Source organism: Roseateles sp. (assembly GCF_031397715.1).
In the GTDB taxonomy this organism is placed as follows: domain Bacteria; phylum Pseudomonadota; class Gammaproteobacteria; order Burkholderiales; family Burkholderiaceae_C; genus Paucibacter_A.
Genome location: NZ_JANNMI010000347.1, coordinates 1 through 12189, shown reverse-complemented (window position 1 = coordinate 12189; position 12189 = coordinate 1). Strand labels below are relative to the sequence as shown.

Genomic DNA, 12189 nt, shown 5'->3' with positions numbered 1-12189 from the left:
TGCACATAGCCGTTTTTCTCTGCAGTTTCGTTTCACGTGATCGCCGGTGTTCATCGGCGCGTGCTGCGGCGTCACTGCCGGCAGCGGGTAGGCTGGCGTGAACGCCGTGAACTCCAACAAGGCACAGGCCGCACAGACCTCGGTTTTCCGCGCTTCTCGGCGAACGTCGGAGCGTCAAACGAAGAGAAAAGCCAACCCGAAGTAATCCTGGCCGTCCGGGAAAATCGGCATAGGCCGCGCGCACTGCCCTCGCCATACTCCGCCAACTGTTCCGCCGGAGCGCCGCCTTGCAAGTCGAGATAAAGCTTGCCCAAGCCAGACTGCTGCGCATCTGCCGCGCTGCCTGGGTCTGGCTGTGCGCGCTGGGGCCGGGTCTGCTGCGCGCTAGCGTGCGTTGCGCGATGCCGCTGCTGTGCTTGCTGGTGTTCGCTGCCTTTGTCGGCCTGGTGCCGCAGGGCCTGGATGTGCTGCGCACCCTGGCCGAGCGAGCCGCCAGCAATGCCTTTGACGCCAGTGTGGCCGGCCTGCTGTGGCTGGCCACGGCAACGACTTGCCTTGGCTTGTCGCTCTGGTACTCGATGCGCTGGCTGTTGGGCGCCGAGATGGCAGGCTTACCGCTGGCCGAGCGACTGGGCTGGTGGCGGTGCAACCTGCCGCGCGCGGTCGGGGCAGCGCCCGCTGCGCTGGTGGCCTTGGGTTTTGCGAGCTTGATTGACGCCCAGCGGGCCGATCAGGTCGACCGCGCAGCGCAAGCTGCGGCACGCTGCTTTGGTTGGCTGGCCTTGCTGATCCTGTTCACCCTGGTCCTGCGCGGCCGGCTCTTGCTCAAGCTCTTGCAGTGGGGCCTGCTTGCCAACCCGGCCGGCCGCGCCCCTGCAAGCACCGGCCAGGAGCAGGACCTGCGTCCGGCCAGCTTGCCGCAGGGCCAGGCCTTGCCTTGGCTGAGCCGCGTGATCATCGGTTGGGGCCTGGCGCTGTCGTTTTTGCTGACCGCCATGCTGGTGCTGTTTCCGCTCGGCGTGCCGCATCTGATGGGCACGGCGGCGATCGTCGGTTTTGCGCTGGCATCAATCAACTGGTTCGGCAGCTTCCTGCTCAGCTACTGGCCGCTGCGCAATGGCCTGCCGCATCTGGCGCCTTGGGCGATGGTGCTGGCCGGGTTGCTGGGCTGGTGGACCGACAACCACCATGTGCAACCGGCGACGCTGGATGGCCACGTGGCGGCGCCGGCCCGGCCCGGCGTCGGTGAGGCTTTTGCGCAGCATCTGGCCGGGCGCATCGAACCGGCTGGGGCGCCCGCTGCGGCCAAGCCGCTGCCGGTGATCTTCATCGCCAGCGAGGGCGGCGGCATCCGCGCGGCTTTTTGGACGGCCGAGGTCTTGAACCAGCTTGCCGCGGCCGAGCCGGGCTGGCCGGCGCAGACCTTTGCGCTGTCGGGCGTGTCGGGCGGCAGCCTGGGCCTGGCCTCGTGGCTGGCGACCCAGCGCGCCGGCCTGTGCCCGCAGATGAGCTATCGCGATACCGGTGGCCTCGGCTGGTCCGGCGGGACCAGCCCGGTCGGCCGCCATCTCGGCGATGACTTTCTGTCGGCGCCGGTGGCCGGCATGTTGTTCTATGACTTGCTGCAGCGCTTCTGGCCGTTCGCCGTCGACAGCTTTGATCGCTCGCGCGCGCTCGAAGCCAGCTGGCAGCGCGCCCATGCCGACCTGCCCGGCCAACCGTTCGCGCGCCCGCTCTGGCAGTGGTATGCGGGCTGCGAGGGCCGCCTGCCCGAGCTGCTGATCAACACCACGGTGGTGGAGACCGGCCAGCGGGCGGTGCTCACGCGGCTGGCCGACGGCGAAGCTGCATCGATTTTTGTCAACGCGCTCAAGCTGGACGGCCAGGACTTGATGAGCGCCGGCCGCTTCAGCAGCGCCGCCCAAAGCGTCGCCGGCCTGGTGCATCACAGCGCGCGCTTCCCGGCGCTCAGCCCGGCCGGCACGGTCAGCTACCGGGCTGCTGCCGAGGCGCCTTTGCGGCCGACCGTGCGCCTGGTGGACGGCGGCTATTACGACAACTCGGGCGCGCAGACCTTGGTCGATTTGATCGACTATCTGTGCAAGCGGCAGCGCGAACAGCAGCCACCCGAGCAGCGGCAGTTCCGACCCATCGTGCTGCTGGTGCGCAATGCGCCGGAGGCTTTTGATGCGCAGCGGCGGGCCGAGCAGTTGAGCCCCAGCGGCTGGTTCCCGGAGTCCGGCTCCATCGTGGCCGGGCTTTACAACGCGCGCAGTGCACATGCGGTGACGGCGCGGCTGACCTTGCTGCAAATCATGGGGCCGGATCTGATCGATCTGGCCGTGCCCATCAACTCGGCGGCGGCCAAGGCGCCCTTGGGCTGGACGCTGTCAACCACGGCGCAAGAAAACTTCAGCCAGGAGGCCGCCAGCTTGGCCAAGCGGTTGGCGCCCCAGCTCAAGGCCAGGCTGGCGGCGGCCGATTCGGCCTGCCAGCGTCGAGTGACGGCGCCGGTGCAGCTGCCGCCTGTGCAGCTGTCGGTGCTGCTACCCTCACCGGCCGCCTCAGCAGCCTCCGCACCATGACGCCCTCTGCCTTCAACGAAGCACCGCCACCGCAAGCACCCAAGGCCGCTGCGCGGGCGCATTGGGTCTTGCTCGGCTTGGCCGCGCTGGCCTTGTTGGGTCTGAGCCTGCTGCAAACGGTGTTGCGGCCGGTCGGCGCGGGCGCGTCGCCGATGGCGATTGAGTTGCTCGTTACGGCGCAGCAGTTTCAAAGCCATTTGCTGGCCGACTGGCAGGCCGTTGACGCCGGCCATTGCGGCCTGCGCGGCTGGGGCGAGCCCGTGGCAAAGCCCAACTTCGGCCGCCTGAGCTGCCATCTGCTGGTCGACTCGGCGCTGCTGGTGCCGGGCTATATCGGCCTGCTGGTGTTCTTCACGCTCAGCTTGGGGTGCCGGCTGGGCTTGCGCGGGGCGCTGCCGCATCTGCTGTGCCTGCCGGCCGTGGCCGCGGGCATGGCCGACTTGGCCGAGAACGGCATGACGCTGCGCGCGCTGGAGCAGCTGCAGTATTTTGTGCTGGCCGATGCCGCGGTGGCCGATGTGCGCATGGCCAGTTTGCTCAAGTGGGGCTTGTTGAGCGTTGCGGCGCTGCAGCTTGGCATCATGGCGTTTGAGCTGGCTTGGCGCGGCCGCCGATCGGCGAACAAGCTGGCCGACAAACCGGCGCGCCTGCTGCCGGCCGCTTTGCTGATGATGGGCGCCAGCCTGGCCTGGGCCGGGGCCTTGCGCTTCGAGTGGTATCTCGGCCTGCAGCTGGGCATGCTGCTGGCCGCCGGTGGCTTGTTCGCCTTGCTGTTGTGGCGGCTGTGGCCTGTGTTGCATGCGGCGGCCGAGGCGCTGCCCGTCGAGGCAGCGAGAAGGGACTGACTGTTCGGCCCCTCGGCGGGCGCTTGTTCACTTGCCGGCGCCCAGCCCTTGGTACAGCGCCACGAACTCTTGCGTCAGCTTGTGGCGCGGGTCGAGATGGATCATCGGGCGGGCCAGCTCGTGCGATTCCTTGACCTTGACGCTGGCGCTCAAATAGGGCGCCAGCACCGGCAGGCCTTCGTCTATCAGCGCCTGCACGGTGCGTTGCGGCAGCGCGGCGCGGGCCTGGAACTGGTTGACGATGATGCCCTCGACGGCCAGCTCGGCGTTGTGGTCGGCCTGGATTTCCTTGACGTTGTCGAGTAACTCGTAAAGCGCACGGCGCGCAAACTCATCGCAGTCAAACGGGATCAGGCAGGTGTCCGCTGCGATCAAGGCCGAGCGGGTGTAGAAGTTCAGCGAGGGCGGCGTGTCGATCCAGATCTCGTCGTAGTCGGCGCCCAGCTCGACCAAGGCCTCGCGCAGCTTGTAGATCTTGTAGCGGCTCTCCAGCTTGCTGTGCAGCTCGTCCAGCAAGGGGCTGGCCGGCATCAGGTGCAGGTTCTCCCACGGGGTTTCGACGATGAAGTCGCTGGTCTTGGGCGCCCGAATGCTGAATTTCAGCGTGCTGTCGAAGAACTCGGCCGAGCCGGGGGTGGCTTCGTCGGCCAGATCGGCTGAAGCACCGAGCAGATAGCGGCTGGAATTGCCTTGCCGGTCCAGGTCGACCAGCAGCGTGCGCCGGCCCTGGTGCGCGGCAATGGCCGCCAGATTGCTGGTGATGGTGGACTTGCCGACCCCCCCTTTTTGATTGAAAACAACGCGGCGCATTCGCTGACCCCTGCTTGAGCTGCAATGCGCGTATTGTGCACTGCAGCAAGAGCCCGGTGGCTCAGGGTATTTGCCGGCATTTGCTGCTCAGTGCCTGCAGCAGCGCAGCGAGCTCAACGATCCGCTGCTGCGACTGCGCCCACAAGACGCCGCGCACAAACGCGGCCGGTCCGGCATGGGCCTTGTTGCCCAGCTCCAGCAGCAGGCCACGGCCGACCTCGGCGTCGTTGAGCTGCCCCAGCAGCTCTTGCAGAGCGGTGATTTGATCGCGCCGGGCCTTGCTCGGTGTGGCCGCAAGTGCACGAAAAAAATCACCGGCATAACGCAGCTTTTTGACGGCAATGCGCACGCGGTGGCGGGCGTCGGCGCTGGCTTGCTCAGGCAAGGCCTGCGCCTGCTTTTGCAGCTTTTCGCGGCGCCGCTTCAGCATCTGCTTGGCGGCCTCCGCCAGCGGCGTGCCGAGCTCATCCGGCCGCGGCGAATCGGTGCGCCAGCCGTGCGCCTTCAGCCAGCCTTCGAGGCCCGCCATCAAGCCCAGGTAGCGCTCGGAGTTCAGCGCCAGCACGGCTTGGCGGCGGCGCCGCTGGGCCAGGTTCGCGGCGGCTTTTTGTAGCCCGCCCAGATCCTCCAGATCGACGCAGGCCTGCGTCAAGGCGGGCAAAGTCGTGCCGGCCAGCACCTCGGCATCGCGCGCCGCACCCAGTGTTTGGCCCAGCCAGGCGATCTCCTCGGCCAGCTCGGGCGGCAGCACGATCCAAGGCTTGAACAAACCCAAGGCCGAGCGCAGGCGCCGCAAACCCACCCGCATCTGATGCACGAACTCGGGCTCTTCGCTGAGCCGCAGGCCGGCCTCATTGGCGCGGATCTGGCGCAGGCAGTTGCGCGCGATCAACGCAAAACCTTGCTCCAGCGTCAGGCCGGCGGGTAACTTGACGGGTCTGGCTTTGGTCGGGCTAGGCATGGCGGCTCTGGATGGGTTGAAGTAACAGCTTAGCTCAGCCGTGTTTCAAACTCGTCCACAAGGCCGCCAGCACGATCAAGGAGCCGCCCAGCCAGGCCATGTTTGTCTGCGTCGCCGAGGCCGGCGATCCACCCCTGGGTGCCGGCAGTGCTGGCGCAATACCCGCAGGTTGATGTGCAGCTCATCGTCACCGACCGCACGGCCGCTCTCTATGAGGGGGTAATTGACCGGTCGATCAGGTCGATCAGGTCGATCAGGCCGGCCAGGACTCCGGCGTCACCGGCGTGATCGCACGGAACGAAGGCCTGGCGAACAGATAGCCCTGCATCAACCGCACGCCTTCGTGCAGAAAAAAGTCGCGTTCATTGGCGGTTTCAATGCCCTCAGCAATCACCTGGATACCCAACTCTTGGCAAATCCGCAGCATGCCCCGCGCAATCGCTTGGCGTGATTTGCTGCCTTCGATCCCGCGCACCAGCGCCATATCGAGCTTGATGAAGTCGGGGGTGAAGTCGGCCAGCAGCGTCAGGCCGGCATAGCCGGCGCCGAAATCGTCGATCGCGGTCAGCATGCCTTGGCGTTTGTACTCCCGCAGAATCGACGCCAGCCAAGGGCCATCCTCGACCCTTTCGCCTTCGGTCACTTCAAAGATGATGTGATCAATCGGGAAGTTATGCGTCCGCGCAGCTTCCAGCGTGGTACGGATGCAGACCTCGGGTTTGTAGACCGCGTTGGGTAGGAAATTGATCGACAGCTTTTCCTTGACGCCAAGTTGCACGGCGGTCTTGATGGCCTTCACGCGGCAAGCTTGGTCGAAGCGGTAGCGGTTGCCCTGCGTCACTTGTGACAGCACCGACAACGCACCTTCTCCGGCAGGCCCACGCACCAAAGCCTCATGCGCGAAGTTGTTGCGGCTGACCACGTCGACGATGGGCTGGTAGGCGAAATCGAACTTGAAACCGAGCTTTTCGGCCGCGCCGCAAGCGCCGCATTTGTCTGAGGGAGCCGACTCGAGCGGTATGAAGCTGGATGGTTCCCCGAAAGTACTGGTCATAAAAAATCCTCGGGAGTTGGGCTGGATATCGACCAACTTGTGGGTAACTTTAGCGGAAGCACTTCGATTGAGAGCCTGTCGTCAAGCCGCCACGGCGTGTTCCTCGCAGCACCAATCGGCCAGATGATCCAGCAGCAGGGCGATGCCGGTGCCGCGCACGGCACCGAGCGGCAAACGTCGTGCCTCTTAATCTCTATTTGAAATATTGCTTTTGATGCCGGGTTCCAGGATAATAGATGCATATTAAATGCAACTTAAAGGAATTTCCCCATGACCGATTGCACCGCCGCGCCCGCCATCATTGATGTGCGCTTGATTCCGCCGGCGCAACGCCATGGCTTGATCTTCCAGTACTTCGAGAGCTTGCCGGTGGGCGCTTGGTTCGAGTTGCACAGCGACCATGAGCCGTTGCCACTGAAGCAGCAATTTCAGTCGATGTGGGCGGGTCAGTTCGATTGGGAAACGCTGGAGGCGGCGCCATTGCAGTGGCGGGTACGCATCGGCCGGCGCCCGGCTGGCAAAAGCTGCTGCGGCAGCTGCGGCGGCGCGAACTGAACCGTCAAGTCGCCTGCCCCCCCAGCATGCCAACCGACCCTGAGCAAGCACCATGCGCCTGACCACCATGACCGACTATGCGCTGCGCATGCTGATCTATCTGGGTCAGCACCCGGAGCGGCTCTGCACCACGGCCGAAATCGCGCAGGCCTATGGCATTTCCGAAGCCCATCTGACCAAGATCACCCACCAACTGGGCCTGGGCGGCTGGATCAGCACCGTGCGCGGCAAGGGCGGGGGCATGCGCCTGGCGCTGCAGCCGGCCGACATCATGCTGGGTGCGCTGGTGCGGGCGGTGGAACCCGATTTCTACCTGGTCGAATGTCTGGGCGCGAGCAACGCCTGCAATCTGAGCGGCCGCTGCCGCCTGACCGGGATTTTCAACGACGCTTTGGCTGCATTTCTGGCGCAGCTGGATCGCCACAGCCTGGCCGATCTGCTGAGCCCGTTCACAGCGGATGGTGCCGCACCGCTTGACGTGGTGGTTGCTCTGCCCCGACCCGCGCCCCGCCAGCCGGCGCGCCCGAAAGCCCCATGAGCCCGTCCAAACCCTCCGCGCACCGGGTGATCCCGGTGATCCCGCTCTATGTTGCCGAGGCCAAGGTCTACCCGCGTTCGGTCAGCGGGCGCTATGCCAACTGGCGCTGGCTGCTGGTGGCCCTGACCCAGCTGTTTTTTTACGGCATGCCCTGGTTGCAGTGGCACGGCCGCCAGGCCCTGCTGTTCGATCTGGAGGCCGGGCGCTTCTATGTGCTGGGCCTGCTGCTCTACCCGCAGGACTTCATCTACCTGGCCGCCTTGCTGGTGCTGAGCGCTCTGGCGCTGTTTTTCTTCACCGCCGTGGCCGGCCGTCTGTGGTGCGGCTACAGCTGCCCGCAGACCGTTTACACCGAGATGTTTCTGTGGATTGAGCGCCATACCGAGGGTGACCGCCAGGCCCGCATGAGCCTGGACCGCGCGCCCTGGAGTGCCGCCAAGCTGGCGCGCAAATCGGCCAAGCAGGGCGGCTGGTTGGCCCTGTCTTTGCTGACCGGCTTCAGCTTCGTCGGCTACTTCATGCCGATACGCGAGCTGAGCGCTCAGGTGATCAATCTGCAGCTGGCGGCCTGGCCGACCTTCTGGGTGCTTTTTTATGCCGGCGCCACCTATGGCAATGCGGGCTTTTTGCGCGAACAGATGTGCAAATACATCTGCCCCTATGCGCGCTTCCAGAGTGCGCTGATCGACGCCGACTCGCTGATCATCAGCTACGACGCCGCCCGTGGCGAACCACGCGGCGCGCGTTCACGCAAGGGCGCCGAGCTGCTGGCCGGCCAGACCGCCGACTGCGTGGACTGCACCTTGTGCGTGCAGGTCTGCCCCACCGGCATCGATATCCGCAATGGCCTGCAAAACGAGTGCATCGGGTGCGCCGCATGCATCGATGTTTGCGACCAGGTGATGGACAAGGTCGGCGCGCCGCGCGGCCTGATCCGCTATGCGACCGAGAACGGCATCACCCATCACTGGACTCGCTCGCAGATGCTGGCCCGGGTGCTGCGGCCACGCGTGTTGCTGTATGGTGCGGCGCTGCTGCTGTTGAGCGCCGGCTTTGCTCTCAGCCTGCAGCAGCGCAGCGATCTGCTGATCGACGTGGTCAAGGATCGCAACACCATGGCGCGTCAGGTCGAGGACGGCCTGGTCGAGAACGTCTACCGCCTGCAGCTGATCAACCGCACCGAACGGCCGCTGCGCCTGCGCCTGCGCGCCGAGGGGCTGCCGGGCTTGCAGCTGCAGGCCAGCGGCGGCACCGAGCTGCTGCTGGCGCCGGCCGCCATCGGCGCGCTGCCGGTGCAGCTGCGCCTGCCGCCGCAGGCCGGCCTGGCGCCGGGTGCACACGCCGTGTACTTTCTGGCCGAGGATCTGGACCGCCCCGGCGCCGGCTTTCGCAGCAAGGCCGTGTTCTACCTGCCGCGCTGATGCAGAGAGGCTGAGAACTAATGCAACACGCCCGCGTAAGCCCCCAGAAAGCGCCCAATCTAGGCGCGAAGCGTAGCCGGGCTGGTGGCCCGGCGAGATTGAGCAACAACGAGTGGGCGTTTTCTGGGGGCTTACCCGTAGGGCCGGGCTCCAAAAGACGCTGGCGGGTGTTGCCCAGCTTGCCCAGGCGGACGCCTGGGCTGCGCCGTACGCCTACGCCAGCGCCTTTTTGGGGCCCGGCGCGGGCGCGTTGCATTAGTTCTCAGCCTCTGAGCCCCCACCGCCCGCTGTTTGCCGCCGCCGCCGCGCTCTGGCTGGCCAGCGCGCTGTGGTGGTCGGCGCAGCTGCTGTTGCCTCAGCCCGCCGGCTTGCTGCCGGCAGCGACCCTGCATGGCTGGCTGATGAGTCTGGGCTTTATGCCGCTGTTCATCGCCGGCTTTGCCTGCACCAGCCTGCCGCGCTGGCTGGATCAGGCGCCCATCGATGGGCGGCCGCTGTGCCTGCCCGCTGCGCTGGCCGTGCTGGCTTGGCTGGGCCTGCTGCTGGCCGATGCCCGCGGCTGGCGCGGCGTGGCCGGCCTGGCGGCAACGTTGCCGGGCCTGCTGCTGCTGGCCTTGGCCCTGGGGCTGCTGCGCCGCTGCGGCCGGGCCGGCGCGCGCTTTTCTGGCCATGCCTGGGGCATCGCTGCCGCGCTGGCCTGGGTCGGCCTGTGCCAGCTCGGCGCGGCGCTGGCCTTGTTGATCAATCAGCCGGGCCTGCTGCAACTGGCGCAGCGCCTGGGGCTGTGGTTGGGGGTTGGCGCGGTCTTCATGCTGGCCCTGCAGCGGCTGACGCCGTTTGTCCATGCCGATGGCCGGCGTGCGCCGGGCTTGTTGATCGGCCTGCTGCTGGGCCTGTTGCTGCGCTGCGGCCTGGAACTGGCCGCGCTGTGGGCTTGGCCGGTGCCGGCGTTGATCCGGCTTGTGTCGGCGGCCGCGCTGGCGCGGCTGGCCGCCCTGGTCTGGCGTGACGCGCAGCGGCCCGAGCTGGCGGCCGCGCGGCGCACGCCGCTGGTCGCGCAGTTGTATGTCGGCTATCTCTGGTTGGGTCTGAGCCTGCTGCTGGAGGCGCTGGCGCAGCTGGCGGCCTGGTCGGGCCGGCCCGGCCTGCTGGGGCTGGCGGCGCTGCATGCGCTGAGTCTCGGGTTTATGGGCACGACGCTGTTGGCCATGGTCAGCCGGGTCAGTGCCGTCCAACATGGGCGCAGCGTGGCCGTCGACGCGGGCCTGTGGCTGATGCAGGGCTTGCTGCAGTTGCTGACGCTGGGGCGGCTGGCTGCCTCGGTGCCCCTGCTGCAGGCCGCCGCACTCGGTTTTGCGCTGCTGGCCCTGGCCTGGGCGCTGCGTTACGGGCCCTGGCTGTTGAGCGGGCGCCGGCGCGGTGAATGATGATGATGAGGGGGCGAACAAGGAGCGAACCGGTATGAACGTCGATCCAACCCGGCTGCGCGAGCAGAGCTTGCACGCGCTGTCTGAACCGTTTGACCCGGTGAACCCGGAGAACCCGACCGCCGTCGCGCCTCGCTGCAAGACGCTGAGCCCTCGGCCCGACATTGCTGTCCCGGACGACAATCTGTCTGTCGCCGGCGAGGAAGACCCGGGGGCCTCGTTAGATACCAGTGGCCTGGCCTCGATGTCGGCGTTGCCCGCCAAGTGCTAACGCAGGCTCAGCCGGGTAGTTGGAGCGAGTTCGAGAACTCCAACTCTTGTCATCAACAAAGCTGATTCGCAATCATCCTTAGCCAGCAGTAGACGCGGGCGACCAACCACCACCCTTTTTTGTAACCGCTGAAACTTCGTTTTTTAGCGAGCGGCCGACAGGCTAACGCCCCCGCCCCGGCAGCGTGCGGGGGGGGCAGCAGCGCCGAGGTGCCCAACTTCGACTTTCCGCAATGTGCCCCGAACGGCCGCTAAGCACCAAGCGACAGAACGGTCAAAAACTTTGGCCCGGCCCCAAAGTCAAGACTCGCGCCGAGTCTGCTCGGTGGCTATTTGCAAGACGCGAGACCCCACCCTCGGCATGCTGACCCTCGGCTTGCTGAGTGCGCTGGCGCACAGACCGGCCGGCTCGACAGCCGCGAGAATTTTTTGGTTGAAAGTCCATCCGCCATCAGTGACTTGGTGGCACTCACACACGAGGATCCAGTCATGACGGCGAATCTTTCTAGTCTTGCTCTTGCGACGCTTTCGTCGTTGCGGCCAATGAGGACATTGCCAAAGGCAGGGCCGCGATCGCCGTTCTCGAGCAGAACGCCGGTGCCGCCAGCGCCGAAGCCAAGGCCAAGGTCGTCGAGATGAACAAGGCCGGCGCCGTTCGCTGGAAGGAGTTCGAGGCCAATGTCAGCGCCGCAACGGCCAGTCTGCGCAAATCGATAGAGAAGTCGGCAAGCTGCCCCATCGGCACGCCGCCGGACAAGTCTTGGAAGCAGATGTCGGCCTGAAGGCTTGCCGGTCGCGGCAAAGCTCAGCCGCCGCGCCAGCGCGATGAATCAAACCCAACCCAGGCGGCGCAACACTGCGTGCGCTGCAAGCTCAAGCAAGGAATCCTTATGTACTACAGCAGTGGCAACTACGAAGCGTTCGCCCGCCCACGCAAACCCCAGGGCGTGGAGAACAAGTCGGCTTGGTTCGTCGGCTCGGGCCTGGCGGCGCTGGCCGGTGCGGCCTTCCTGATTCGCGACGGCCAGATGGCGGGCGAGCGCATCACCATCCTGGAGCAGCAGCTGTTGCCGGGCGGTGCGCTGGACGGCATCAAGGAAGCCGAAAAGGGCTTTGTGATCCGCGGCGGACGCGAAATGGAAGAACATTTCGAATGCCTGTGGGACCTGTACCGCTCGATTCCGTCGTTGGAGACCTCCGGTGCCAGCGTGCTCGACGAGTTCTACCGGCTCGACAAGGACGACCCTAACCTCTCTTTGCAGCGTGCCACGGTCAACTGCGGCGAGGACGCGCACACCGACGGCCTGTTCACGCTCAGCGAAGGCGCGCTGAAGGAGATCATCAAGCTCTTCCTGGCCACCCGCGAGGAGATGGAGAACAAGCGCATCAACGAGGTGTTCGGGCCTGAGTTCCTGGCCAGCAATTTCTGGCTCTACTGGCGCACGATGTTCGCCTTCGAGGAATGGCACTCGGCGCTGGAGATGAAGCTCTACCTGCACCGCTTCATCCACCAGATCGCCGGCATGCCGGACTTCTCCACACTGAAATTCACCAAGTACAACCAGTACGAGTCGCTGGTGCTGCCGCTGGTCAAGTGGCTGCGGGACCACGGCGTGGTGTTCCAGTACGGCACCGAGGTTACCGATGTCGATTTCGACATCACCCCCGAACGCAAGCAGGCCACCGGCATCCACTGGCGCAGCAAGGGTGTCGAAGACAGCGT

General features: G+C 66.0%; 12 protein-coding genes. 9 read left to right on the top strand and 3 right to left on the bottom strand.

Annotated features, from left to right (window positions below; translation table 11 throughout):
• The first annotated feature begins 287 nt into the window (after positions 1–287).
• Both RMO57_RS15190 and RMO57_RS15185 read left to right on the top strand, forming a co-directional pair.
• A complete protein-coding gene (locus RMO57_RS15190; protein WP_310388026.1) occupies positions 288–2585 on the top strand; it encodes a hypothetical protein in 2298 nt (765 codons plus the stop codon).
• A complete protein-coding gene (locus tag RMO57_RS15185) occupies positions 2582–3430 on the top strand; it encodes a hypothetical protein (protein ID WP_310388024.1) in 849 nt (282 codons plus the stop codon). The genes RMO57_RS15190 and RMO57_RS15185 overlap by 4 nt, the downstream gene beginning before the upstream one ends.
• Positions 3431–3457: 27 nt before the next feature.
• Here the strand turns inward: RMO57_RS15185 and RMO57_RS15180 are convergent, their stop codons facing one another.
• The 3 genes from RMO57_RS15180 to RMO57_RS15170 form a co-directional block, all read right to left on the bottom strand.
• A complete protein-coding gene (locus RMO57_RS15180; protein WP_310388022.1) occupies positions 3458–4240 on the bottom strand; it encodes a ParA family protein in 783 nt (260 codons plus the stop codon).
• 61 nt (positions 4241–4301) lie between these two features.
• Entirely contained in the window at positions 4302–5201 is a 900-nt protein-coding gene (locus RMO57_RS15175; RefSeq protein ID WP_310388020.1) for a CHAD domain-containing protein, read from the bottom strand.
• A gap of 253 nt (positions 5202–5454) precedes the next feature.
• Positions 5455–6255: an EAL domain-containing protein gene (locus RMO57_RS15170; protein ID WP_310388018.1), complete on the bottom strand. Its 801-nt coding sequence runs from the start codon at positions 6253–6255 to the stop codon at positions 5455–5457.
• A gap of 270 nt (positions 6256–6525) precedes the next feature.
• Between RMO57_RS15170 and RMO57_RS15165 the strand changes: the two genes are divergently transcribed.
• The 7 genes from RMO57_RS15165 to RMO57_RS15135 form a co-directional block, all read left to right on the top strand.
• Positions 6526–6810 carry a DUF2249 domain-containing protein gene (locus tag RMO57_RS15165; protein WP_310388015.1) on the top strand — a complete coding sequence of 95 codons (285 nt, stop codon included), beginning with the start codon at positions 6526–6528 and terminating at the stop codon, positions 6808–6810.
• Positions 6811–6862: 52 nt separating this feature from the next.
• Positions 6863–7348: an Rrf2 family transcriptional regulator gene (locus RMO57_RS15160; protein ID WP_310388013.1), complete on the top strand. Its 486-nt coding sequence runs from the start codon at positions 6863–6865 to the stop codon at positions 7346–7348.
• The gene (ccoG, locus tag RMO57_RS15155; RefSeq protein ID WP_310388012.1) at positions 7345–8769 is read left to right on the top strand and encodes a cytochrome c oxidase accessory protein CcoG; all 1425 of its coding nucleotides are present in this window, start codon (positions 7345–7347) and stop codon (positions 8767–8769) included. Before RMO57_RS15160 ends, ccoG begins: the two co-directional genes overlap by 4 nt.
• A 20-nt stretch (positions 8770–8789) precedes the next feature.
• On the top strand, positions 8790–10196 hold the full coding sequence (locus RMO57_RS15150) for an NnrS family protein (protein ID WP_310388010.1): 1407 nt from the start codon (positions 8790–8792) through the stop codon (positions 10194–10196).
• 34 nt (positions 10197–10230) lie between these two features.
• On the top strand, positions 10231–10467 hold the full coding sequence (locus RMO57_RS15145) for a hypothetical protein (protein ID WP_310388008.1): 237 nt from the start codon (positions 10231–10233) through the stop codon (positions 10465–10467).
• Positions 10468–11101: 634 nt separating this feature from the next.
• Positions 11102–11248, top strand: coding sequence for a hypothetical protein (locus RMO57_RS15140; RefSeq protein ID WP_310388007.1), 147 nt, complete (start codon positions 11102–11104; stop codon positions 11246–11248).
• 108 nt (positions 11249–11356) lie between these two features.
• Positions 11357–12189, top strand: an 833-nt coding sequence (locus tag RMO57_RS15135; protein WP_310388005.1) for an oleate hydratase, incomplete at its 3' end; no start/stop codon positions are given.

Coding starts and splice junctions, on each gene's coding strand:
- RMO57_RS15145 (WP_310388008.1), top strand. CDS start 10,231: ATGAACGTCGATCCAACCCGGCTGCGCGAGCAGAGCTTGCACGCGCTG.
- RMO57_RS15140 (WP_310388007.1), top strand. CDS start 11,102: ATGAACAAGGCCGGCGCCGTTCGCTGGAAGGAGTTCGAGGCCAATGTC.
- RMO57_RS15175 (WP_310388020.1), bottom strand. CDS start 5,201: ATGCCTAGCCCGACCAAAGCCAGACCCGTCAAGTTACCCGCCGGCCTG.
- RMO57_RS15150 (WP_310388010.1), top strand. CDS start 8,790: ATGCAACACGCCCGCGTAAGCCCCCAGAAAGCGCCCAATCTAGGCGCG.
- RMO57_RS15180 (WP_310388022.1), bottom strand. CDS start 4,240: ATGCGCCGCGTTGTTTTCAATCAAAAAGGGGGGGTCGGCAAGTCCACC.
- RMO57_RS15185 (WP_310388024.1), top strand. CDS start 2,582: ATGACGCCCTCTGCCTTCAACGAAGCACCGCCACCGCAAGCACCCAAG.
- RMO57_RS15165 (WP_310388015.1), top strand. CDS start 6,526: ATGACCGATTGCACCGCCGCGCCCGCCATCATTGATGTGCGCTTGATT.
- RMO57_RS15170 (WP_310388018.1), bottom strand. CDS start 6,255: ATGACCAGTACTTTCGGGGAACCATCCAGCTTCATACCGCTCGAGTCG.
- RMO57_RS15160 (WP_310388013.1), top strand. CDS start 6,863: ATGCGCCTGACCACCATGACCGACTATGCGCTGCGCATGCTGATCTAT.
- ccoG (WP_310388012.1), top strand. CDS start 7,345: ATGAGCCCGTCCAAACCCTCCGCGCACCGGGTGATCCCGGTGATCCCG.